Annotated in this window: 21 protein-coding genes; 11 read left to right on the forward strand and 10 right to left on the reverse strand. The window is 61.3% G+C overall.

The window, feature by feature from the left end; translation table 11 throughout:
• Positions 1-749: 749 nt before the first annotated feature.
• The 3 genes from hrpB to AC13QY_RS31030 all read left to right on the forward strand — a co-directional run bounded on the left by hrpB (position 750) and on the right by AC13QY_RS31030 (position 5,218).
• A complete protein-coding gene (hrpB, locus tag AC13QY_RS31020) occupies positions 750-3,215 on the forward strand; it encodes an ATP-dependent helicase HrpB (protein WP_488494503.1) in 2,466 nt (821 codons plus the stop codon).
• 47 nt (positions 3,216-3,262) lie between these two features.
• On the forward strand, positions 3,263-4,555 hold the full coding sequence (locus tag AC13QY_RS31025) for an ActS/PrrB/RegB family redox-sensitive histidine kinase (protein ID WP_174718616.1): 1,293 nt from the start codon (positions 3,263-3,265) through the stop codon (positions 4,553-4,555).
• 75 nt (positions 4,556-4,630) lie between these two features.
• Positions 4,631-5,218, forward strand: a complete 588-nt coding sequence (locus AC13QY_RS31030) for an ActR/PrrA/RegA family redox response regulator transcription factor (protein WP_113333884.1) — start codon at positions 4,631-4,633, stop codon at positions 5,216-5,218.
• Between the two features lie 43 nt (positions 5,219-5,261).
• Here the strand turns inward: AC13QY_RS31030 and AC13QY_RS31035 are convergent, their stop codons facing one another.
• Positions 5,262-5,798: an MmcB family DNA repair protein gene (locus tag AC13QY_RS31035; RefSeq protein WP_488494490.1), complete on the reverse strand. Its 537-nt coding sequence runs from the start codon at positions 5,796-5,798 to the stop codon at positions 5,262-5,264.
• 181 nt (positions 5,799-5,979) lie between these two features.
• Between AC13QY_RS31035 and AC13QY_RS31040 the strand changes: the two genes are divergently transcribed.
• A complete protein-coding gene (locus tag AC13QY_RS31040; RefSeq protein ID WP_095436107.1) occupies positions 5,980-6,654 on the forward strand; it encodes a L,D-transpeptidase in 675 nt (224 codons plus the stop codon).
• A 269-nt stretch (positions 6,655-6,923) separates the two neighbouring features.
• Here the strand turns inward: AC13QY_RS31040 and AC13QY_RS31045 are convergent, their stop codons facing one another.
• From AC13QY_RS31045 to hslV, 6 genes are all read right to left on the reverse strand, one after another.
• Positions 6,924-9,092 carry a malate synthase G gene (locus AC13QY_RS31045; RefSeq protein ID WP_488494491.1) on the reverse strand — a complete coding sequence of 723 codons (2,169 nt, stop codon included), beginning with the start codon at positions 9,090-9,092 and terminating at the stop codon, positions 6,924-6,926.
• 118 nt (positions 9,093-9,210) lie between these two features.
• The gene (locus tag AC13QY_RS31050) at positions 9,211-11,214 is read right to left on the reverse strand and encodes a hydantoinase/oxoprolinase N-terminal domain-containing protein (protein ID WP_488494492.1); all 2,004 of its coding nucleotides are present in this window, start codon (positions 11,212-11,214) and stop codon (positions 9,211-9,213) included.
• Between the two features lie 408 nt (positions 11,215-11,622).
• Entirely contained in the window at positions 11,623-13,017 is a 1,395-nt protein-coding gene (locus AC13QY_RS31055) for a cytochrome P450 (RefSeq protein ID WP_488494493.1), read from the reverse strand.
• A 119-nt stretch (positions 13,018-13,136) separates the two neighbouring features.
• Positions 13,137-14,090 carry a DUF1402 family protein gene (locus AC13QY_RS31060; RefSeq protein WP_488494494.1) on the reverse strand — a complete coding sequence of 318 codons (954 nt, stop codon included), beginning with the start codon at positions 14,088-14,090 and terminating at the stop codon, positions 13,137-13,139.
• Between the two features lie 163 nt (positions 14,091-14,253).
• Entirely contained in the window at positions 14,254-15,564 is a 1,311-nt protein-coding gene (gene hslU, locus AC13QY_RS31065) for an ATP-dependent protease ATPase subunit HslU (RefSeq protein WP_095433434.1), read from the reverse strand.
• A 47-nt stretch (positions 15,565-15,611) separates the two neighbouring features.
• On the reverse strand, positions 15,612-16,139 hold the full coding sequence (gene hslV, locus AC13QY_RS31070; RefSeq protein WP_095433433.1) for an ATP-dependent protease subunit HslV: 528 nt from the start codon (positions 16,137-16,139) through the stop codon (positions 15,612-15,614).
• A gap of 213 nt (positions 16,140-16,352) precedes the next feature.
• On the opposite strand from hslV, the gene hisB reads away from it, so the two are divergent.
• Genes hisB through coaA form a run of 7 tightly spaced genes read left to right on the forward strand, consistent with a single transcriptional unit; the run spans position 16,353 to position 21,018 of the window.
• On the forward strand, positions 16,353-16,961 hold the full coding sequence (gene hisB / locus AC13QY_RS31075) for an imidazoleglycerol-phosphate dehydratase HisB (protein WP_015338215.1): 609 nt from the start codon (positions 16,353-16,355) through the stop codon (positions 16,959-16,961).
• 23 nt (positions 16,962-16,984) lie between these two features.
• Positions 16,985-17,482 carry a DUF2628 domain-containing protein gene (locus AC13QY_RS31080; protein ID WP_488494495.1) on the forward strand — a complete coding sequence of 166 codons (498 nt, stop codon included), beginning with the start codon at positions 16,985-16,987 and terminating at the stop codon, positions 17,480-17,482.
• A gap of 2 nt (positions 17,483-17,484) precedes the next feature.
• Positions 17,485-18,135 (forward strand): imidazole glycerol phosphate synthase subunit HisH, encoded by a 651-nt coding sequence (gene hisH, locus AC13QY_RS31085; RefSeq protein ID WP_113333874.1) that lies wholly within the window; start codon positions 17,485-17,487, stop codon positions 18,133-18,135.
• Positions 18,136-18,160: 25 nt separating this feature from the next.
• Complete coding sequence (gene hisA, locus AC13QY_RS31090; RefSeq protein WP_113233579.1) at positions 18,161-18,904, forward strand: 1-(5-phosphoribosyl)-5-[(5-phosphoribosylamino)methylideneamino]imidazole-4-carboxamide isomerase; 744 nt, start codon at positions 18,161-18,163, stop codon at positions 18,902-18,904.
• A complete protein-coding gene (gene hisF / locus AC13QY_RS31095; RefSeq protein WP_113233580.1) occupies positions 18,901-19,689 on the forward strand; it encodes an imidazole glycerol phosphate synthase subunit HisF in 789 nt (262 codons plus the stop codon). Before hisA ends, hisF begins: the two co-directional genes overlap by 4 nt.
• A gap of 13 nt (positions 19,690-19,702) precedes the next feature.
• On the forward strand, positions 19,703-20,017 hold the full coding sequence (locus tag AC13QY_RS31100) for a phosphoribosyl-ATP diphosphatase (RefSeq protein ID WP_488494496.1): 315 nt from the start codon (positions 19,703-19,705) through the stop codon (positions 20,015-20,017).
• Between the two features lie 5 nt (positions 20,018-20,022).
• Positions 20,023-21,018 carry a type I pantothenate kinase gene (coaA, locus tag AC13QY_RS31105; protein ID WP_069613947.1) on the forward strand — a complete coding sequence of 332 codons (996 nt, stop codon included), beginning with the start codon at positions 20,023-20,025 and terminating at the stop codon, positions 21,016-21,018.
• Between the two features lie 3 nt (positions 21,019-21,021).
• On the opposite strand, the gene AC13QY_RS31110 is transcribed toward coaA, so the two are convergent.
• The 3 genes from AC13QY_RS31110 to AC13QY_RS31120 all read right to left on the reverse strand — a co-directional run bounded on the left by AC13QY_RS31110 (position 21,022) and on the right by AC13QY_RS31120 (position 24,229).
• On the reverse strand, positions 21,022-21,630 hold the full coding sequence (locus AC13QY_RS31110; protein WP_488494497.1) for an alpha-ketoglutarate-dependent dioxygenase AlkB: 609 nt from the start codon (positions 21,628-21,630) through the stop codon (positions 21,022-21,024).
• 306 nt (positions 21,631-21,936) lie between these two features.
• Entirely contained in the window at positions 21,937-22,371 is a 435-nt protein-coding gene (gene arfB, locus AC13QY_RS31115) for an alternative ribosome rescue aminoacyl-tRNA hydrolase ArfB (RefSeq protein ID WP_488494498.1), read from the reverse strand.
• A 247-nt stretch (positions 22,372-22,618) separates the two neighbouring features.
• On the reverse strand, positions 22,619-24,229 hold the full coding sequence (locus AC13QY_RS31120; RefSeq protein ID WP_488494499.1) for a phosphoenolpyruvate carboxykinase: 1,611 nt from the start codon (positions 24,227-24,229) through the stop codon (positions 22,619-22,621).
• Between the last annotated feature and the right edge of the window lie 48 nt (positions 24,230-24,277).

The following is a 24,277-nucleotide window of genomic DNA, read 5'->3' on the forward strand; positions in this document are numbered from 1 at the left end:
AAACCAAACTACACGCTTCACAGCGCGCCGTATGGCCAGCTTCGCATCCCGTCATCCGTAAGGATGGCGAAAGGCATCGAAGCCAAAAAGACGAAGTGTATTCTCTTGTTCAAAACGTAACCGTCGAAGTCTCTTTCCAGAACCGAAATCTCTTCCGGTCCCGCGAAGCTTCGCCGCCCACGTTTCTCTTTCTTCTCATCTTCAATTGTCAAATAACCGACCAGAAAACCCAGTCAAAAACAGCATTCCCGCCAATCCCAGGCCAGGCCCAGAACCACCAATCAGCATCGCAGCCAATCCAGGAAACACCAGAGCGAGAGACTTCGTCGCCAGCAGCGCCGCCGCCCTCGTCAGTGATCGGGCTTATAGACCCCCCAACCCGATATAGTCAACAGGCTCGCTGTAAAAATTCTGACATTTTTGTAAGCGATTGAATTAAAAAGGTGATTTGTGAATGCGATCGAAATCTTGGAGATTTTTTCGCAATTGGCCGCGATTTCGGGATTCATTTTACGCCGTCTGCTGGAATCATTCAGAAAAGCGCTCCTAAAGGGCCACTTGCGCCCTGTTGCAAGCATCGGATCCGCCTCTCATTGCCAGCCGGACACCCAAGACCTAATAGACATCGAGAGATTGAAGGGAGCGGATATGGTGCTTCTCGATAAAAGGCAGGCGCAGGCCGCGCCGGCCCGGCAAATGCAAGTTTTTGCCCATGGATATATGCGAGGCAGGCGGGCGTGACATATAGAGTGCCCTTATTGCCGGAACTGCCGGTCTCGCATGTGCTTACCGATATCGGTGCAGCACTCGCTAAAGAGCGGCGTGCCGTGCTCTCCGCGCCGCCCGGCGCCGGCAAGACGACGCTGGTGCCGCTTTATCTCTTGGGCGAAGCCGGGCGCGGCGATGACAGGATCATTCTTCTGGAGCCGCGGCGGCTGGCCGCAAGAGCCGCTGCTGCCCGCATGGCCTCGCTGCTTGGCGAACAGGTGGGCGATACCGTGGGATACCGCATGCGGCTCGACAACCGCATTTCCGCCAAGACCCGCATCGAGGTGGTGACGGAAGGTGTGTTCGCGCGGATGATCCTCGACGATCCCGAACTCTCAGGCGTCTCCACCGTCATCTTCGACGAATTCCACGAGCGCTCGCTGGATGCGGATTTCGGACTGGCGCTGGCGCTCGATGTGCAATCGGCGCTGCGAGAGGATCTGCGCATTCTCGTCATGTCGGCAACGCTCGATGTGGAGCGTGTCGCTGCACTCCTCGACCACCCGCCCGTGATCGAAAGCATGGGTCGCAGCTTCCCGATCGATATCCGTCATCAGGATCGGCCAGCGGGAGAGCGGATCGAGGATACGGTGACGCGGGCGATACTTGATGCGCACGCGCGCGAACAGGGCTCCATCCTCGCCTTCCTGCCCGGGCAGGCGGAAATCACCCGCACGGTGGAGCGGCTGGAGGGCCGCTTCCGGCCGGAGACGATGATTGCGCCGCTCTACGGCAATCTCAGCCAGAAGGAACAGGATGCGGCAATTCGGCCAGCACCGCAGGGCACGCGCAAGATCGTGCTGGCGACCTCGATCGCCGAAACTTCCATCACCATCGATGGCGTGCGCATCGTCATCGACAGCGGATTGCAGCGCCTGCCCGTTTTCGAGGCTTCCACTGGCATCACGCGGCTCGAGACGATGCGCGTGTCGCGCGCCTCCGCCGATCAGCGCGCCGGCCGCGCCGGACGAACCGAACCGGGCATCGCCATCCGGCTCTGGCATCCGGGGCAGACCGCGGCGCTTCCGGCCTTCACGCCGCCGCAGATCCTTTCCAGCGACCTTTCGGGCCTAGCGCTCGATCTCGCCCATTGGGGCGTGCAGGATCCGGCAGTGCTTGCCTTCGTCGACCAACCGCCTGCGACCACGCTTGCCGAAGCACGAGCCCTGCTGCGACAGCTGGGTGCGCTCGACGCGGAAAACGGGCTGACGGCGCGCGGACGGCTGATGCGCGAGCTCGCCCTGCCGCCACGACTGGCGGCGATGGTGATTTCGGCTGGTGACTTCGGCCAGGCGCGCGAAGCGGCGCTGCTTGCCGTACTGCTGACGGAACAGGGGCTTGGTGGGCAGAGTATCGACGTGGAAGACCGGCTGCGGCGCTTCAAGACCGAGAAGGGTGAACGGGCCGAGGCCGCGCGTCGTCTTGCCGGGCGTCTCGCTCAAGCGGCCGGTGGCAACGGCGGCACCCTTTCCTCTATTCCTCCGCTTGCCGGCGCGCTGCTGCTGCATGCCTTTCCCGACCGCATCGCCCTGCAGCGTGGCGGGCGGGGACGCTTCGTCATGGCCAATGGGCGCGGCGCGGAACTGGCGGAGACCGAACGGCTTGCCGGCTCCCAGATGCTTGTCATCGCCGACCTGACCGGACGTGCGGCGCAGGCGCGCGTTCTTGCTGCGGCGGAGATTTCCCGCGCCAATGTCGAAGAACATCTCCCTGGCGAAATCCGCACGGACGATCAGAGCTTTTTCGACAAGGCAAGTCGTCAGGTGCGGGCGCGGCGGGCGACAAGGCTCGGTGCCATCATCTTCGAAGAGACGCCTCTGCCCCGGCCTTCCGGTGAACAGGCGGCAAAGGCGCTGGCCGACGGCATACGCGAACTCGGGATCGGTGTCCTGCCGTTCTCCAAGGAAGCCACGCAGCTGCGGGACAGGATCGGCTTCCTGCATCGGACGATCGGCGATCCGTGGCCCGATATGAGCGACGAGGCGCTGCTTGCTCGGCTTGAGGAATGGTTCATGCCGTTTCAGCCCGACGCGCGCGGCCTCTCCGATATCTCCGCGGGCAGCCTTTCCAACGGGTTGATGTCTCTCGTGCCGCACGAGCTGCAGCGCGATCTCGCTCGAATGGCACCGACGCATTTCGAGGCCCCGACCGGCCAGCGCCATCCCATTCAATATGATGGCGAGGAACCACTGTTGACCATTCGGGTGCAGGAGCTGTTCGGGCTGAAGCAGCATCCGGCCATCGGCGGCGGCAGATTGCCGCTGGTGCTGGAATTGACATCGCCGGCACATCGCCCGATCCAGACGACGCGCGACCTGCCGGGCTTCTGGGCCGGATCCTGGAAGGATGTGCGCGCCGATATGCGCGGCCGCTACCCCAGGCACCCCTGGCCGGAAGATCCGGCCGAGGCCTTGCCGACGACACGCGCCAAGCCAAGGGGGACATGACGATGGCACGCTTCTTCCGGGGACTGGAAAAGCTCTCCGAAGCCGAAATGAAGGCGCAGGAGGGCCACCATACCAGCCGGCGGCTGAGACTGCAGACGCTGGTGCGCCTGCGCTGGCTTGCCGTCGGCGGTCAGACGGTGACCGTGATGATCGTCGCCTTCTGGCTGAAATTTCCCATGCCGCTGCTGCCCTGCTGCGTACTGATCGCCTGCCTTGCCTGGATCAACTTCTTCCTGACGCTGCGCTATCCGCCCACGCACCGGCTGGAGCCGCCGGCAGCCTTCGCGCTGCTCAGCCTCGATCTCCTGCAGCTCTGCGGACTGCTGCTGATCACCGGCGGGCTTGCCAATCCCTTCTCGGCGCTCGTCTGCGTGCCTGTCATCATCTCCTTCGCCTCGCAGCCGATCCGCTACAGCATGCCGCTCATCGTACTTGCAATGATCTGCATTACCGGTCTGGCATTCTCTCCCTTCCCCCTGCCCTGGTATGAGGGCGTTTCGGTCAGCGTGCATAGCGTCATGCAGCTCGGCGTGTGGTGCTCTATCGCCTCCACCATGGCCTTTGCCGCCTTTTATGCCTATCGCGTCTCCATGGAAGCCTCCCAGCTTGCGGATGCTCTTTCGGCGACGGAGCTGGTGCTGCAGCGGGAAAAGCACCTGTCACAGCTCGACGGGCTGGCAGCGGCGGCGGCGCACGAGCTCGGCACGCCGCTTGCGACGATCAGCGTCGTCGCCAAGGAGATGGAGCGGGAACTGCGCGAGGATGACCGCTTCCGGGAGGATGTGGCGCTGCTGCGCAGCCAGAGCGAGCGCTGCCGCGATATTCTCAGGCGACTGACGACGCTCTCCTCCGAGGACGAAGCGCATATGCGGCGGCTGACGCTGTCGTCGATGATGGAAGAGGTGATCGCGCCGCACCGCGAGTTCGGGATCAATCTGGAATTCATCGAGAAGAGCCCGCGGGCGGGCGAACCTGTTCTGTCACGCAATGCCGGCATCATGTATGGCCTCGGCAACCTCATCGAAAATGCGGTCGACTATGCCCGCAAGACTGTGACGGTGACGGTGGAATACACCGCCGAAACTCTGACTATTATCATCGAGGACGATGGCGGCGGTTACTCGCCTGAAATACTGGCACGGATCGGCGAACCCTATGTCACCTCACGCCAGCGGGATGACACGGCAGGTGGCCTCGGGCTTGGGCTCTTCATCGCCAAGACGCTGCTCGAGCGCTCGGGTGCTACCCTTTCCTTCGGTAATCGCGATCCGGAGACGCCGGGAGCGCGCGTCCGCGTCGAATGGCCGCGCGTATTAATCGACAGTAATTCGACAAAATGATTTTCGCGGCTTAAAACTGCCATCGTCAAAATCGGTTGAATACGCAGGCGGATGGTCGCCGGGATAGAAGATAACATGACGGATAAGGAAAGTGCTGCTCCGCCGGTCGGGGCCAAGGATGCCGAGGCCCATATCGGCCCGGATGCTACATTGCTGATCGTCGATGACGATGGTCCCTTTCTACGCCGGCTGGCGAGGGCAATGGAGGCACGCGGCTTTGTGGTCGAGACGGCGGAATCGGTGGCGGAAGGCGTTGCCAAATCCAAGGCGACCCCGCCGAAATATGCCGTGGTCGACCTTCGCCTCGGCGACGGCAACGGGCTCGATGTGATTGAAGCCATCCGTCAGCGGCGCGACGACACACATATCGTGGTGCTGACGGGCTATGGCAACATCGCGACGGCGGTCACCGCCGTCAAGCTCGGCGCGCTCGACTATCTCGCCAAACCTGCCGATGCCGACGACGTCTATGCCGCGCTGACGCAGCGCCCCGGCGAGAAGGCCGAAGTGCCGGAAAATCCGATGTCTGCTGACCGCGTGCGCTGGGAACATATCCAGCGTGTCTATGAAATGTGCGAGCGCAATGTTTCCGAGACGGCACGGCGCCTCAACATGCATCGCCGGACCTTACAGCGCATCCTTGCCAAGCGGGCGCCGAAATAGGGAGAAGGACGCTGTAAGCGCGCGTTGCAAAAAGCGTTGGAAGCTAAAGCTCCTCGCCCCCCTCGTCTGCCCTTCGGGCGCTTTCTCCTCGAGGGGAGAAGGCAAAATCTTTACCCGTCGCCCATTCGGCCAGCATTAAGCGCTGGGCGGCGGCACGTGAGAAATTGAGCGTCACCGACTTGCGCGTCGCCGGCGGCAGGCGATGCTCCGGCGCTTCGCGCAGCATGTGAGCGCCGTAGCCGTCCGACAGAAACAGCCCACAATCCTCCGGAAAGATATCCAGCGGCACATCCTTGTGCGTCGCGAAGAACATCCGGTCGCAATGCTGCCGGTATTCGGGCCATTTGCGGTCGACGCGGAAATCCTCGATCGAGGTCTTGATCTCGATGATCCAGATCTCGCCCTTCTCCGAAAGGCTGATGAGATCGGCGCGGCGACCGCTGGCGAGCGGCAGCTCCGGTAGCACGGCATGACGCATGTCGTGCAGTAATAGTTGCACGCCTTTGCGTACAAGCATGGCCCGTTCCGACTGCCGCCCATCTATTAACGGATTGTTATTGTAAACGTTCAAAATCGTCATGAATTGTCTCGGCGACAGGCCTGGCGTTGTTGCAAAAAAACCATGTCCTTCTAATTTGCGCGCCGGCGCTATTTTTGTAGGGCCAGAGCAGCTTGCAAAGCCAAGTTTAATGGAAAATAAACTTTAGACAAAGATGGTTTACAGCCATCCATTTCCCGCCACGAAAATTCAAGAGACTTCCATGCGCATCCGTAATGCTATGACCGCACTCGGCCTTGTCGCAATGCTCGCATCGGCTGGCTATGCCACCACCGCCGCAGCAGCGCCGGCCGCTACCGCAAATTCGGCCACCGAAACCATCAAGACGTTCGATGGCGACTACGGCGTGACGACCGACAATGGCTTTCAGCTGCCGGCGATCCCGATCCAGAAGGTGAAGCCGCAGTTCCGCCGTCAGATCGTCGAATATAAGACGGATGAAGCGGAAGGCACGATCATCGTCAACACGCGCGAGCGTCATCTCTACTACATCCTCGGCAATGGCGAAGCGATGCGCTACGGCATCGGCGTCGGCAAGCAGGGCTTCTCCTGGTCCGGCACTGCATACGTCGCCTGGAAGCAGGAATGGCCGAATTGGCATCCGCCGAAGGAAATGGCTGTCCGCCGTCCAGAAATCGCCAAGTATGTCGATGGCGGCATGAACCCGGGCCTTTCCAACCCACTCGGTGCACGCGCCATGTATCTCTACAACGAAAAGGGCCAGGACACGCTGTTCCGCCTGCACGGCACGCCGGAATGGGCTTCGATCGGCACTGCTGCCTCCTCGGGCTGCATCCGCCTGATCAATCAGGACGTGATCGATCTCTACAGCCGCGTTCTTCCGGGCCGCAGCACCAAGGTTATCGTTATCCAGTAATCACTGGACATTCGGATTGAAAAAGGCCGCTGGATCGGTATCCGGCGGCCTTTTTTGTTGTTGGTCAGAAGCCCCGGGGCCATCCTCGCCCTTCGAGGCTTCAGCCCTTCGACAAGCTCAGGGCTTCCGCGCCTCAGGGTGAGGATGGAGCGCGCTTCGCGGCATCAATCCAGTTCAATCTGAGGCCTGGCTCCGAAGTTAGCCCTCATGGTGAGGTGCGTAGGCTCCTGGAAGGGGCCGGAGCCTCGAACCACGAGGGCGGGTGAGGCTCACCCCGCCTGCTTTGCCTTCAGCTCGATGCGGCGGCGATGCAGGACCGGTTCGGTATAGCCATTCGGCTGCTCGCGCCCCTTGAGGACGAGATCGAGGGCGGCCTGGAAGGCGACGGAGCCGTCGAAATTGCCTGACATGGGGATGTAATTGAGATCGCCGGCATTCTGCTGGTCGACAACGGCCGCCATGCGCTTCATCGTCTCCAGAATCTGCGCTTCGGTGATGACCTTGTGATGCAGCCAGTTGGCCATGTGCTGCGCCGAGATGCGCAGCGTAGCGCGGTCTTCCATGAGGCCGACATTGTTAATGTCCGGAACCTTGGAGCAGCCGACGCCCTGATCCACCCAGCGCACGACATAGCCGAGGATGCCCTGACTGTTATTGTCGATTTCCCGCTGGATTTCCTCCGGCGTCCAGTTCGGCCGCGAGGCGACGGGCACGGACAGGATGTCGGAAAGCTTGGCGCGGGCGCGGCTCTTCAGGCTCTTCTGCACATCAGCGACATTGACGCGATGATAATGGGTGGCGTGAAGCGTCGCGGCCGTCGGGGATGGCACCCAGGCGGTGTTGGCGCCGGCCTTGGGATGGGCGATCTTCTGCTCAAGCATGGCCGCCATCAGATCCGGCATGGCCCACATGCCCTTGCCGATCTGGGCATGACCGGAAAGGCCGCATTCCAGGCCGATATCGACGTTCCAGTTCTCATAGGCGCCGATCCAGGCCGCCTGCTTCATGTCGCCCTTGCGGATCATTGGGCCTGCTTCCATCGAAGTATGGATTTCATCACCGGTGCGATCGAGGAAGCCGGTATTGATGAAGACGACGCGCTCGCGGGCGGCGCGGATCGCTTCCTTGAGGTTGACCGTCGTGCGGCGCTCCTCGTCCATGATGCCCATCTTGATGGTATTGCGCGGCATCCCGAGCAGATCCTCGACGCGCGAGAAGATGTCGACCGCGAAGGCGACTTCCTCCGGCCCGTGCATCTTTGGCTTGACGACATACATGGAGCCGGTGCGGGAATTCTTGCGGCGGCCATTGGGGCCGATGTCATAGAGCGCGATCAGGCTGGTAATGGCGGCATCCATGATGCCTTCCGGCACCTCATTGCCATCACGGTCGAGAATAGCGGGATTGGTCATCAGGTGGCCGACATTGCGCACCAGCATCAGCGAGCGGCAATGCAGATCGAACGTGCCGCCATCCGGCGCCGTATAGGTGACATCGGGGTTGAGCCGGCGGGTAAAGGTCTTGCCGCCCTTGGCGACTTCCTCGGTCAGATCGCCCTTCATCAGGCCGAGCCAGTTGCGATAGACCTCGGCCTTGTCCTCCGCATCAACAGCTGCGATCGAATCCTCGCAGTCCATGATCGTCGTGATTGCCGATTCCAGACGGACGTCGGAAATGCCGGCGGGATCGGTCTTGCCGATGGCGGTGTTCGTGTCGATGACGATTTCGATATGGATGCCGTTCTGCTTCAGCAGGATATGAGTGGGAGTGGCGGCATCACCGAGATAGCCGGCGAAATGGCTGCTATCGGCGAGCTTTACGGCGCCGCCCTCGGTCGTAACCGCCAAGGCACCATCCTTTACAGCGAAGCCGGTGACATCCTTCCAGCTTGCGCCATCAAGGGGCACTGTGGAATCAAGAAAATCCCGAACCCAGGCGATGACCTTCTCGCCGCGCTTGGGATTGTAGCCCTTACCCTTTTCGGCGCCATCGGTCTCCGGAATGGCATCGGTGCCGTAGAGGGCGTCGTAGAGCGATCCCCAACGGGCATTGGCCGCGTTCAGGGCATAGCGGGCATTCATGACGGGAACGACGAGCTGCGGGCCGGCGATCTCTGAAATTTCCGGATCGACATTAGCGGTCGAGATCGTGAAGGCTGGCCCTTCGGGCACGATATAGCCGATCTCGCGCAGGAAAGCTTCATAGGCGGGGAGATCGACGGGCGCGCCGTTCTTGCGATACCAATCGTCAAGCGCTGCCTGCATGCGGTCGCGCTTGGCGAGCAGCTCACGGTTCCTCGGCGCGAGATCGTGGACGATCTTGGAAAAACCGGCAAAGAAGGCGTCGGCATCCACGCCCGAACCCGGGAGCGCCTCCCTGACGAGGAAATCGTACAGGACCGGTTCGATCTGAAGCCCGTGTTTTTCAATGCGGATCATGCCATATACTCCTCAAGGCCGTGTTACGGCTCAATTTTTACATGTTGCCACTTTGCTCACGGTTTCACTTCTGTCAATTTGGCAATAGTTCGAAAGATTTATGCCTTTATGGAAATAATCAATCCATGGCGATTCGGGGACGGCCCGTGGCGGTTGCCACGAACCGGGCCTCGATCAGCTTGCGACTGCCTTCCACCTCGGGCGCATCCACCTGCTCATCCACTGTCACGACGAGGTCGACCGCGCCATTCAGCCTTGCCTGCGCCGTTGCAGCTTCGATCGCCCGCGCGCGGGCATCGGAGAAACTGTGGCTCTCGTCGGTAAAGCGCAGGCTCTCACCGGCACCATTCAGCACATAAATGCCATCCTCCGGCATGGTGACGAAGACCGTGACGCTGGTGCGGACCTGGCCGACGACAGCACCGACGGCATTCGCCACATCCGAATCGCCGGGAATGGCACTCTCGGTCGCCAGCATCTCGGCAATGGCGGGGTAATAGACCGGAGCGGAAGCACCGAGGCCGACCAGCGGCCGATCGAGCGAAATGGCGAAGCGGGCGATCCCCGGCGCGCGGCGAAGCGCGCGATCGATGGAGATGGATTTTGCGGGATCGAGATCGGCTACGCCATCTTCGGCCAAGCAGGCGGCAAGAATGACGTCGACCGACTGGCGGGTGAGGCGATCGACGATCTTCTGCGCCAGCTCCTCGACGGATTCGGCGATCGGACGGCCAGAGCCATCCTTCAGCCGCATCGCCAAGGCCAGCCCGAGGCGGGCCGCTTCAGCGTTCCATTGCCCCTGCCTCCCAAGCACATGCATGGCGTCGGAAGGCGTCAGGCCGCTCAAATGCACAAGACCGCGCGCGACAAGCCGATCCAGCGTCGCCTTCTGCGACGTCATCGCCAGAAGCTTATCGAGTGCCACAGGCACGCTGCCGATGCGATCGAACAGCGCCTGCTCGGGTCCGGTGAGGCCGCTTGCAAGATGATCGGGTACGCCGGTGCGGAGCGCGAAACGGCCGGCGTTACGGGCGAGATGCGTCGCCCGCAGCTGCTGCTCCAAGACCTCAAGCACGACGGCACCATGCGTATGAGCGGCAAGGCTCAGCGGCAGCAGGCGGCGCGGGCCGAGTTCGAAAGCAGCGATAAGGCCGCGATCGTTGATCTTCACTTCGGAATCGCCGCCGAGTCCATAGGTGCGCATGGCGACGGCCTCAACCATGGTGCGATAGCCTCCGACCACGGCACCATCGGCATCCAGCCGCGGCCGGCCATCTTCCATGACGGCGACGTCGGTGGTGGTGCCGCCGATATCGGAAACGACGGCATTGTCGAGGCCGGTGAGATAACGCGCGCCGACAAGACTTGCCGCGGGACCGGACAGAATGGTCTCGATCGGCCGCAGCTTGGCTTCATCGGCGGAAATGAGGGCGCCATCGCCGCGCACCACCATCATCGGCGCAGAGATGCCGCGCGTCGTCAGAAATCCTTCGCAGGCGCCGACAAGACGGTCGATCATTGACACGAGGCGGGCATTCAGCAGCGTCGTCAGGGCGCGGCGCGGGCCGCCAAGCTTTGAAGAAAGCTCATGGCTGCAGGTGACGGGCAGATGCGAGAGCTCGCGGATGCAGTCGCGCACCCTGATTTCATGAGCCGGATTCCTGACCGCGAAATAGCCGGCAACGGCGAAGGAGGAGACCGATTTCGCCAGTTCCGGCAACGCGTCGCGCAGAGCCGTCAAATCGAGCGGGTTTTCATTGCCATGAACATTGTGGCCGCCGGGGAGGAAGAGCACGGGATCGGAGCCCAGCGCTTCCGCAAGGCCATCACGCTTGAGATCCTCGGGGCCGAAACCGATCATGACCAGCCCGGCTCGTCCGCCCTGCCCTTCGACCAGCGCATTGGTGGCGAGCGTCGTCGACAGGGATACGAGGCCGATGGCCGAAACGGGAATGCCGGCCTTGGCGATGACGGCATCGACGGCGCCGGCAATGCCGACGGCCAGATCATGCCGCGTGGTCAACGATTTCGCCTTGGCGATTACACCATCGGTTTCATGGAAGAGAACGGCATCGGTGTAGGTTCCACCCGTATCGATGCCGAGCAAGAAATGAGATGTCACGCTGATATAAAACCTCTGGCCCGGATAATGATTATGAACTTCCACGACGTCTATGAAGATAGGAACGAAGCGGCAAGCACAGAGCCTATCTCGCCCCCGGCGGGCGACAAAGCAATTTCATTGGTTTAGGCTGTTCTTACCTTCAGTCAGTGGTGTGTTCCTGGAGGGTGCGCACCCCCCTCTGTCGCTTTCGCGACATCTCCCCCACAAAGGGGGGAGATTGGTAACCTGCAGCGCCTTTTCACCTCAAGCAAAGATCGAACCCGTTGAAATCGCGGTTTGCTATTTTGCGGTAACGAGCGTCAAACTCCCAACGATCTCCCCCCTTGTGGGGGAGATGTCGCGAAAGCGACAGAGGGGGGTAACAAAGGTGCGTCATATTCGAGACTACGACGGTCTCCTCGCTGACTACCGCCTCTTCACCCGCATCGGCAAACCGCCGCGTGGCTGCGTCGTCAGCTTCTGCACCGGCCAGGGATTGGTTTCTTCGGTCAGGTCGAAGCGGAAGCGGCGCATCATCACGGCGAGGGCGATGACCGCTTCCTGAAGCGCGAATGTCGCGCCGATGCAGACGCGGGGGCCTGCGCCAAAAGGCAGGTACTGGAAACGATTGATCTTTGTTCGATTCTCCGGAAGAAACCGCTCCGGCATGAAGGCGCGCGGCTTTTCCCAATAGAGCTCATGGCGATGCAGCGTCCAGGGCATGATCAAGACGGTGATGCCTTTCTCTATCGTCACGCGCTCGCCCTTGGCGCTTGTCCATTCGTCATCAGCGATGGCGGCGCGGTTGATCGAGGGTGCCGGCGGATAGAGGCGCATCGCCTCCTCAAAAGCGGCGCGGACATGCGGCATGAGATCGAGCCAGGCGACTGGCTCCGCATCGGTTGCGAGTACCCGGTTGATTTCCTCTTCCATAGCCTCGCGAATATGCGGGCTGTTGGCGACGCAATAGAGCGTCCAGGCCAATGCTCGGGCCGTCGTCTCGTGCCCGGCGCCGATGAAGGTGAGGATATTGTCCTCGATCTCTTCCATGGTCAGCCCATCCGGACCGGCCTTTTCGAGAAGGAGCGTCAGGAAATCGTCGGGTGCGCTGGCTCTGTCCCTCCGCATCTTTTCCAGCCGCTGGTCCATGGTGGTGCGGACGATGCCGCGGAACTTGTCGAGCACGCGCTGGCCGCCGATGCGGGTGATGCGCGGCACCCAGGCGGGGGCACGCAAAAGATCCATGGGATCGACTCTGCCCATGCGATGCAGGAGCTCATTGACCTCATCGGCGAAATGCTCGCCTTCAGTGACGATCTCGCCGGAAAACAAGGTTTCCGCCAGAATGGCGAAGGTCAGCTCGGTCATGTCGGCAGCAATATCGAACACCGCGCCTTCCTTGCTGACATCCTCGTATTTCTTCACATAGTCTAGACTCTGGCTCAGCATCTGGCCGGCGAAACCCTGGGCATGACGCGGCGTGAACACCGGCGCCACCGCCTTGCGTGAGCGCTTCCAGACAGGTCCTTCCGCCGTCAGCAGACCGTCGCGCAGGATCGGCCGCAGCACGAGCTGGCGGATATCGGCCATGCGGTAGTTGGCGGCATTGTCGACCAGAACATGCTTGATCAGGCCTGGATCATTGACGATCAGCGTCCGCTCGTTGAAGAACTTGGTCTTGATCCAGGGCAGCGCATAGGAAGGCTCGCCCCAGAGTTCGAGCGGATTGCGCAGGATCGTGCGGATGATCGTCAAACGGGAGGGCGGCACGGTGCGCGGGATCGGCGCCGGTGGGGAGAAGGCTTCCGGAATCATGTCCATCAGATCAATTCTCCTCGAAAACCGGCCATTGCCGAACGAACGCAGTCAGAGCGACGCACCCGTTCGATATGGGGAACGCCGCCTGCGAAATCCAGACGATAAAACGTCGCGCTGCGCGCTTATAAAAGCGATTTTAGGTCGCTGAGCTTATCATTGATGAGCCAGCCATAGTAATTTTCCTCCGGCCAGACCGGCTGCGAGGAACCACGGTTCTTGGCGGCAAGGGCGGCAGCGCGCTTGCGGGAGTTGCCGAGATTGTAGAGCGTCGCGGTGATGCCGGGATTGCCTGAGATATCCATGCCGGCGATCGAACGATAATCGTCGATCGACTTGCGGATCGAGGCGGCGACGAAGGCGAGCGACAGATCCGGATCCATGATCGCCTTGTAGACGCCGCCGGCATCCTTCTCATCCAGCTTCGGAATCCCTGAGGTGCGGCTGACGAGATCGGAGAGTTCCAGCGCCGTCAGCGGATTGACCTGGCCGAGGCCGAAGGTCTGGCCGGCATAGAAGGGCTGGAAGAAGACGGCACTGAAGCGATTGTCGGGATAGGACTTGCCGCCAACCGTCCTGCCGCGGAAATCGTCGTCCCAGACATCCTCGCGGCAGGTCCACAGGCTGTAGGAATCACCCTTGCCCTTGCAGGTGTCGAATTGCGGCCGGGCAACGAAATCGTCGACGTTTTCGCCGTTGTAAGCGAAGCGGAAGCTCTGGCCGGCATAGGAGGCAGCCTTGACATAATAAGACTGCAGGCCGTCATAGGCATCCACATTATAGGTATGCTCGCCGACCAATGCGCCGATGATGTGGATCGGATCGATGCCGTAGGCGCGCGCCGTCGACTTGATCTTCGACATCAGCTTCGTATCGGTCGCCAGCAGTTCGCGGACCTTTTGGTACTTGCGTTCGAAGGTTGAATTCGTGCCACGCGTGCGCCGGACGGAGGCGCCGGGAACCGGCGGCTGCTCGGCATTGCGGTTGCCCGGAGGCACCGTGGTCGCCGCATCCGCATAGGCTGGTATCCAGGAGAAGCTGGCGACCGCCAGAAGGAGAGTGATCAGTATGCGTCGCACGATGGCTGCCCCGTCGAAGTTTCAACCGATGTTTCCGTGCGACGGACTGGCGGATAATCTTGGCCGAATAAAGCCATCCGACATAAGGAAACAGGCCCCTAACTAAAAAGTTAACGGCCCGTTGTCGAGTATTTACTGTTTTAGATCGCCTTCACCCGCCCGCTTACAGAATGAAGCGGGACAGATCGGTGTTCGTTGCGAGGTCGCCGACATGCTCGCGGACATAGGCGGCATCGATGGTCACCGATACGCCGGCACGATCCGACGCATTGTAGGAGATCTCGTCGAGCACCCGCTCCATGACGGTCTGCAGGCGACGGGCGCCGATATTCTCGACGGTGGAATTCAGATGTACGGCGACATCGGCGAGCGCGTCGATGGCATCATCGGTGAAATCGAGCTTCAGGTCTTCGGTTTCCATCAGCGCCTTGTACTGGCGGATGAGGCTCGCCTGCGGCTCGGTGAGGATGCGGCGAAAGTCTTCCTTGGTCAGCGGACGGAGCTCGACGCGGATCGGCAGGCGGCCCTGCAGTTCCGGCAGAAGGTCCGAAGGCTTCGAGACATGGAACGCGCCCGATGCGATGAAGAGGATATGGTCGGTCTTGACCGGACCATACTTCGTCGAAACGGTCGTACCTTCCACAAGCGGCAGCAGGTCCCGCTGCACGCCTTCACGGGAGACGCCGGCACCCATGCCACCATCGCGGGCGGCGATCTTGTCGATCTCGTCCAGGAAGACGATGCCATCATTCTCGGCCGATTGTACGGCTTCGCGCTGGATCGCCTCGTTGTCGATCAGCTTGTCGGATTCGTCGCGGATCAGCTCCTTGTAGGAATCCTTGACCGTCGTGCGCACCTTCTTGGTACGGCCGCCCATGGCCTTGCCGAACATTTCGGAAAGGTTGAGCACGCCGATATTGGCACCGGGCATGCCGGGAATCTCGAAGCCGCCGGGCATGCCGGAGCCGGTATCGGCCACTTCGATCTCGATTTCCTTGTCGTCGAGCTGGCCATCACGCAGCTTCTTGCGGAAGCTGTCGCGCGTCGCCGGCGAGGCAGTGGCGCCAACCAGCGCATCGAGCACGCGCTCTTCGGCGCTCATATGCGCCTTGGCCTGCACCTCGGCGCGCTTCTTTTCGCGCACCAGGCCGATGCCGACTTCAACGAGATCGCGGATGATCTGCTCGACATCGCGGCCGACATAGCCGACCTCGGTAAACTTCGTGGCTTCGACCTTGATGAAGGGCGCGCCGGCAAGCTTGGCAAGGCGGCGGGAGATTTCCGTCTTACCGACACCGGTCGGGCCGATCATCAGGATGTTCTTGGGCATGACTTCGTCGCGCAGCTCGGGTTCGAGCTGCTGGCGGCGCCAGCGGTTGCGCAGTGCAATCGCCACGGCGCGCTTGGCCTCGTGCTGGCCGACAATATAGCGATCAAGCTCAGAAACGATCTCGCGGGGGGAAAAAGTGGTCATTTCGTATGTTCCCTGTCAGGGCTGGAAACTATCAAGAGAGGAACGTCTTAGGCTTCGGCATCGAGCGTCTCGACGACCACATTGTGGTTCGTGTAGACGCAGATGTCGGCAGCAATATCGAGAGCGCGGCGGGCGACGTCTTCAGCTGACTTGTCGCTATCCATCAGCGCGCGCGCGGCGGCGAGAGCGAAATTGCCGCCGGAGCCGATCGCCATGGCGCCGTGTTCGGGCTCAAGCACATCGCCGTTGCCGGTGATGGCGAGCGTCACTTGTTTGTCGGCAACCAGCATCATGGCTTCGAGGTTGCGCAGATATTTGTCGGTGCGCCAGTCCTTGGCAAGCTCGACGGCGGCACGCATCAGCTGGCCAGGATATTGTTCGAGCTTCTTTTCGAGGCGTTCGAGGAGAGTGAAGGCATCGGCGGTCGCGCCGGCGAAACCGGCGATGACATCGCCCTTGCCGATGCGGCGAACCTTGCGCGCATTGCCCTTCATCACGGTCTGGCCAAGGCTCACCTGGCCATCACCAGCCATCACCACCTTGCCACCCTTGCGAATAGTCACGATTGTCGTCATTTAACACCTGTTTGCCCCCGTTTCGGCGGGCTTTCTGCCGGGCCGCGTATCGGCCCCGTCAGCACCTATGTAAGAGGGGTTTTGACGATTGCAAATGGCAACCGCGCCCGAATGATGCCGCCAAGCCGGCTAAACGCATAAGCCCCGCGCGTAACTTCTGGATATTTCCCGATACGCCTGATAAGGAACGGCCGTATTCCGATGGAGCAGCCCATGGCAGAGACCGCAGCGAGCCGCACGGCAAGCGTTTCCCGCAAGACCAACGAGACCTCGGTCTCCGTTTCCGTCAACATCGACGGCAGCGGTAAATCGACGATTTCGACGGGGGTCGGCTTCTTCGACCATATGCTGGAACAGCTGTCGCGACATTCGCTGATCGACATGGAGATCGACACCAAGGGCGACCTGCATGTCGACGATCACCATGCCGTCGAGGATACCGGCATCGCGATCGGCCAGGCCATTGCCAAGGCGCTGGGTGACCGGCGCGGCATCACCCGCTATGCCTCGATCGACCTCGCGATGGACGAGACGATGACGAAGGCGGCCGTCGATCTTTCCGGCCGGCCCTTTCTCGTGTGGAACGTGTCGTTCAGCGCCCCGAAGATCGGCACCTTCGATACCGAGCTGGTGCGCGAATTCTTCCAGGCCTTAGCGCAGAATGCCGGCATCACCTTGCATATTCTCAATCATTATGGCGCCAATAATCACCATATAGCCGAGACATGCTTCAAGGCCGTTGCGCGCGCATTGCGCACCGCAACCGAGATCGATCCGCGGCAGGCAGGCCGGGTGCCCTCGACAAAAGGCACGCTCGCCTGAGCCCCAACCTGGGGAAGTGAAGAATGGCAAGCTATCTGATTTTGTCTCCGCCCGGAGCGACGAACCGGTCCGAAGCATCGGATCGGTATCGCGATGATACGCGATTCATCCGCGACGGCTTTTCATGGACGGCGTTTCTGTTTCCGACGCTCTGGATGCTCTTTCACCGGCTATGGCTGTATGCGGCCGCAGCCTTTCTGCTGCAGGGCATCGCGCTGGAGCTGATGCGGCAGCCGGGCTTTTTCGCCGCTGGAGCCACGCTTCTGCTCGGCGTGCATGTCCTTGCGGCTCTTGAGGGCCGGCACGCGATCAGCAATCATCTCCTCGCCCGCGGCTGGACGGTTGAAAACCTCGTCTCGGCACACGATTTGGCGACGGCAGAGGAAATCCATTTTTCCGAACTAGCGCAGGCGCCCAACCCGAATATCCATGTGAAAAATTGGGATATCCCGGCCACCAACACGAATACCAGCCGCCAAGGCCCGAGCTTCGGCCTTCCCGGCTATGACGGAGGACGCTGACCATGCGCGTCGCGATTATCGACTATGGTTCCGGCAATCTGCGCTCGGCCACCAAGGCTTTCGAGCGGGCGGCCCGCGAGGCGGGCATCGACGCCGAGATCGACCTGACCGATGACGCCGAGCGCGTCGCCACCGCGGATCGCATCGTGCTTCCCGGCGTCGGTGCCTATGCCGATTGCCGTCGTGGCCTCGATGCCGTAACCGGCATGACGGAAGCGGTCATCGATGTGGTGGAACACAAGGCTCGCCCCTTCCTTGGCATCTGCGTCGGCATGCAGCTGATGTCGTCGCGCGGGCTGGAAAAGACGATCACGCAAGGCTTCGGCTGGATCAAGGGCGACGTCAAGGAAATGACGCCGGGCGATCCCAATCTGAAAATCCCGCAGATCGGCTGGAACACGCTGGATATCCGCCATCCGCACGCGCTCTTCGACGGGATTACGACCGGACCTGACGGCCTGCACGCCTATTTCGTCCATTCCTACCATCTGGCCGCCGACCACAGCGACGACGTGATCGCGACGACGAACTATGGCGGCCCGATGACCGCTTTCGTCGGTCGAGACAACATTGCCGGCGCTCAGTTCCATCCGGAAAAGAGCCAGAAACTCGGCCTTGCCCTGATCGCCAATTTCCTGCGCTGGAAGCCATAAGGCTCGCGCTTCAAGGACAGTTATCATGATTCTTTTTCCCGCTATCGACCTCAAGGACGGGCAATGCGTGCGCCTCAAGCTCGGCGACATGGAGCAGGCGACCGTCTATAACCCCGATCCCGGCGCCCAGGCGAAAGCCTTTGAAGACCAGGGCTTCGAATGGCTGCATGTCGTCGATCTCAATGGTGCCTTCGCCGGCGAAACCGTGAACGGCGCTGCCGTCGATGCCATTCTCAAGGCGACAAAGAACCCGGTGCAGCTCGGCGGCGGCATCCGCACGCTCGATCATATCGAAAACTGGCTGTCGCGCGGGCTTGCCCGCGTCATCCTCGGCACGGTGGCCGTGCGTGACCCGGCGCTGGTCGTCGAAGCCTGTAGGCGCTATCCGGGTCACATCGCCGTCGGCATCGATGCCAAAGGCGGCAAGGTGGCGGTTGAAGGCTGGGCCGAGGCTTCCGAACTCGGCGTCATCGAACTCGCGAAAAAATTCGAGGGCGTTGGCGTTGCCGCCATTATCTACACCGATATCGACCGCGACGGCATTCTGACTGGCATCAACTGGGACTCGACGCTCGAACTGGCCAATGCCGTTTCCATCCCCGTCATCGCCTCCGGCGGGCTTGCCTCGCTGGACGATATCCGCCGCATGATCCAGCCGGATGCCCGCAAACTGGAAGGTGCGATTTCCGGCCGCGCGCTTTATGATGGCCGGATCGATCCGAAGGAAGCACTGGCGCTGATCAAACAGGCCAAGGAGGCAGCGCAATGACCCTGAAAGCCCGCGTCATCCCCTGCCTTGACGTCAAGGACGGCCGCGTCGTCAAGGGTGTCAACTTCGTCAATCTCGTCGATGCCGGCGATCCCGTCGAAGCGGCCAAGGCCTATGACGCTGCCGGCGCAGACGAACTCTGCTTCCTTGACATTACAGCCTCCTCCGACAATCGCGATACGATCTTTGACGTGGTGGCCCGCACGGCCGAACAATGCTTCATGCCCGTTACGGTCGGCGGCGGCGTGCGCACGATTGCCGATATCCGCAAGCTGCTGCTCTGCGGCGCCGACAAGGTTTCCATCAATTCGGCGGCAGTCAACAATCCCGATTTCGTGGCCGAGGCGGCCGATAAATTCGGCAACCAGTGCATCGTCGTCTCGATCGACGCCAAGCGTCGGCGGACCGAAGCGCTCGGCGGCGACAATCTGAGCGCCTGGGAGATCTATACCCATGGCGGCCGCAACGCGACGGGCATCGATGCCGTCGATTTTGCCCGCAAGATGGTCGAGCGCGGCGCCGGCGAGCTGCTCGTCACCTCCATGGACCGTGACGGCACCAAAGTCGGCTACGATCTGGAGCTGACGCGGGCGATCGCCGATGCGGTGCGCGTGCCCGTCATTGCATCCGGCGGCGTCGGCGATCTCGACGATCTCGTCGCTGGCGTCAAGGAAGGCCATGCGACGGCCGTACTTGCGGCGTCGATCTTCCACTTCGGCACCTATTCGGTGGGCGAGGCAAAGCGCTACATGGCCGAGCGCGGCATTCCGATGCGGCTGGATTAGGAGACAGCGAGCGATGAGCGGATTTACCCTTTCCGACCTCGAACGGATCGTCGAGGAACGCTCCAAGGCCTCGCCGGACGAATCCTGGACGGCGAAGCTTTTTGCCGCCGGCCAGCCGAAAGCGGCGAAGAAGCTCGGCGAAGAGGCGATCGAGGCGGTGATGGCGGCGGTCGTCAATGATCGCGACAACCTCACCTATGAGGCGGCCGATCTGCTATATCATCTTTTAGTCGTATTGAAGATTGCCGGCATTCCGTTAGAGAATGTCATGGGTGAGCTCGAAAGGCGCACCAGTCAATCCGGCCTTCAAGAGAAGGCAAGCCGGTAAAACCAATGACGATAGCGACCAAGACCGAGCCAACACACGAGACGCTCGATATTTTTCAGGCCAAAGCCTACTCGCCCTACTATTTCTTCTCGTCGGAAGAGTGGGCGAAATTCCGGGCCGACACGCCGCTGACGCTGACCGCCGACGAGGTGACGCGGCTGCGCTCGATGGGCGATCCGATCGATCTCGACGAAGTCCGGCGCATCTATCTGTCGCTGTCACGGCTGCTGTCCTCGCATGTGGAATCCTCTCAGATCCTTTTCGAGCAGCGCAATCGCTTCCTCAGTCTTTCCGATATCGCCAAGACGCCCTTCGTCATCGGCATCGCCGGATCGGTCGCTGTCGGCAAATCCACCACGGCCCGTATCCTGAAGGAGCTGCTGGGCCGCTGGCCATCGAGCCCGAAAGTCGATCTCGTCACCACGGACGGCTTTCTCTATCCGAACGCCGAGCTGCAGCGCCGCAACCTGATGCAGCGCAAGGGTTTTCCGGAAAGCTACGATACGGCGGCACTGCTGCGTTTCCTCTCGGCGATCAAGGCCGGCCAGCCGAATGTGCAGGCGCCTTCCTATTCGCACCTCGTCTATGACGTGCTGCCGAACGAATTCAAGACGGTCGACCGGCCGGATATCCTGATCTTCGAAGGCATCAACGTGCTGCAATCGCGGCATCTGCCTGCTGACGGCAAGATCGTGCCGATGGTCTCGGATTTCTTCGACTTCTCGATCTACATCGATGCCGACGAGGAACTGATCCACAACTGGTATGTCGCCCGCTTCATGCGGCTGCGCGAGACGGCCTTCCGCGATCCCAACTCCTTCTTCCATCGCTATGCGTCGATCAGCGAGGACGAGGCCCTGGCGATTGCCGAGGGGCTCTGGAAGAATATCAACCTGAAGAATTTGCGCCAGAACATCCTGCCGACGCGGCCGCGCGCCGACCTCATCCTGCAGAAGGGTAAGAATCATCTGATCGAGCAGGTGGCGCTGAGGAAACTCTGAGGCTCAGGGCTGAACGCGCCTAAGGGTAAGATTTATTCGGCCGCCATTCTTCAAGAGTGTCGAGGTTGCCGGATAGATGCGGTCGACACCGTGAAAGCACAATCTTCCCTCGCCGCCGAGAACGACGATATCGCCGCTCGCAAGCTTGAAGGATAGCGTGCGATCATTGCGGCTGAGGCCGCCGACTCGAAAGAGGCAGGTGTTGCCGAGCGAGATCGACAGCACCGGCGCCTTGAGATCCTGTTCGTCGCGATCCTGATGCAGGCCCATGCGTGCATCATCGCTGTAGAAATTGACGAGACAGGCTTCAGGCGGTTTTTCATAGCCTACTATATCGTGCCAGAAATCCAGCAATTGCGATGGCATGGCCGGCCAGGGGCGGCCGGTGACCGGATGCGTCGGCTGATAGCGATAGCCGCGCTGCTTATCCGTCACCCAGCCGAGCGAACCGCAATTGGTCATGCGCACCGACATTTCCCTGCCGGTGCCCGGCATGACCGGTGTGTAGAGCGGCGCTTCGGCCACGATGCCGCGAATCGTCTCGACGAGCGCTTCCTGGGCGGGACGGTCGAGATATCCGGGCAGATGGCGAATTCCGTTGGGGAGCAGCATTTTGGTTTCCTACGATGATGCCGGTCAGGTGAGCGTGTTATTGCCGAACTATTGTGCCTGGCTCCTCACCCCAGCCCTCTCCCCGCCCCTTCGACAAGCTCAGGGCAGGGAGAGGGGTTCTTCGTGCCTCAAGCCAGCTGTCGCCAAAGGGAACCAAGGCCGCCGTTTCACGCTGTCGTCCCTTCTCCCCGCATGCGGGGAGAAGGTTAGGATGAGGGGCCAGGCACATAGGTGCGACAAAATGAAAATCACCTGACCATCATCATCTCGACCCAGCCAAATCAAAACTGCAGCCCGAAAACCAACCTAGTCGCCGCCGACCTTACCGCGCATCTTCTTGACCTCGGAGCGCCCGGATTTTTCCTTCAGCCGGCGCTCGATCGATCCCTTCGTCGGCTTGGTCTTTCGGCGCGGCGGCGGGGGCGGAGCGGCCGCTTGGAGGATCAGTTCCTTCAGCCGCTCGCGCGCATCCTCGCGATTGCGATCCTGGCTGCGGAAGCGGCTGGCCTCGATCATCAGAACGCCTTCCTTGGAGACGCGACGACCGGCAAGTCTAACCGCATTCGCCTTGACGCGATCCGTCAGCGATGGGGAATTCTGAACGTTGAAGAAAAGCTGAACTGCGGTTGCGACCTTGTTGACGTTCTGGCCGCCAGGACCGCCAGCCAGAACGAATTGTTCCGTCAGCTCCCAGCCGGCAATCGTGATCCGGTCGTTAATGTAAAGCGCTTCGCTGGCCATGATTTTCTCCGCGCCTGTCTATCCCACATTGATGCGCGGTTGAAAATATGGTTGTGGCGAGTTTGGGGCCGCCTCGTCCTTCGAGGCATTTCAGCGCTTCGCGCTGGAATGCGCCTCAGGATGAGGACGGAGTGACCTGTTGCTTCGGCGAAAAAGACTAGCCCTCATGGTGAGGAGGCCTGAAGGGCCGTCTCGAACCACGAGGGCGAGTGGGTTTCACGTGAGTCATTGCTCCCGCGGGAGCCACTTACTCCGCAGCGACCGGCATCCCCGGAGCGGCATCACGGACGTTGCCGTCCACATGATCCTCGAACTTCGCAAAGTTGGTGACGAACATCTGCACCAGCTTCTTGGCCTGCGCATCATAGGCTTCGCCATCGGCCCAGGTGGAGCGCGGATCGAGGATCGCAGTATCGACACCGTCGACCGCGACCGGAACCGCGAAGCCGAAATTCGCATCCGTGCGGAATTCGATATTATCGAGATCGCCCTTCAAAGCGGCCGCGAGCAGAGCGCGTGTCGCCTTGATCGGCATGCGGCTTCCCTTGCCATAGGCGCCACCGGTCCAGCCGGTGTTGACCAGCCAGCAACGGGCGCCGTGGCGGGCGATCAGCTCCTTGAGCAGGTTGCCGTATTCGGCCGGATGGCGCGGCATGAAGGGAGCGCCGAAGCAGGTCGAGAAGGTGGCTTCCGGCTCGACGACGCCCTTTTCCGTGCCGGCGACCTTGGCGGTGTAGCCGGACAGGAAGTGGTACATCGCCTGATCCGGCGTCAGCTTGGCGATCGGCGGCATGACGCCGAAAGCATCTGCCGTCAGCATGATGATCGTCTCGGGATGACCGGTGATGCCGGATTCCGAGGCGTTCGGGATGAAATGCAGCGGATAGGCACTGCGAGTGTTTTCCGTCAGCGAACCGTCATCGAGATCCGGCCGGCCGTGCTCGTCGAGCACGACATTTTCCAGCACGGTGCCGAAGCGGCGCGTCGTGGCGTAGATTTCCGGCTCGGCCTCGGGCGAAAGACGGATGGTCTTGGCATAGCAGCCACCTTCGAAGTTGAAAATGCCGTTTTCACCCCAGCCATGTTCGTCGTCGCCGATGAGCGTACGGGTCGGATCGGCCGACAGCGTCGTCTTGCCCGTGCCCGACAGGCCGAAGAAGATCGCGGCATCGCCTTCGGGACCGACATTGGCCGAGCAATGCATCGGCATGACGCCGCGTTCCGGCAGCAGGTAATTCAGGACGGTAAAGACCGATTTCTTCATTTCGCCGGCATAGGAGGTGCCGCCGATAAGGACGATGCCATTGACGAGATCACAGGCGATCACCGTTTCCGTGCGGCAGCCATGGCGCTCCGGATCGGCGCGGAAGCTCGGCAGGTCTATGATCGTCAGCTGCGGCACGAAGCTTTCCAGCGCCGCGCGATCCGGGCGGATCAGCAGGTTGCGGATGAACAGCGAGTGCCAGGCGAATTCGGTAATGACGCGCGTTGGCAAAGCATAGTCGACATCGGCGCCGCCGATCAGATCCTGCACGAAGAGATCCTTGCCGCGGGCATGGGCCAGCATGTCCTCATGCAGGAGCTCAAAATGCTCCGGCGACATCGGCTTGTTGTTATCCCACCAGATCTGGTCTTCTGTGGTGGCATTGCGCACCACGAACTTGTCCTTCGGAGAACGGCCGGTGTGCTGGCCGGTCAAGGCCCTGAGCGCGCCATCGGCGGTCAGATCGGCTTCGCGGCGGCGAATCGCCTCTTCGTAAAGGTGAGCTTCCATGAGGTTGTAGCGCACACTGGCGGCGGCTCCCAGGCCGATCGATCCCAGTTCAGTCGCGGGATTGCGGACGCCGAATTGCTCCATCACTTTTTCCTCTACAAAGGGGCTTGGCCGTTAGAACTAATTAAAGCG

It is taken from the genome of Martinezella sp. CNPSo 3795 (assembly GCF_057784475.1).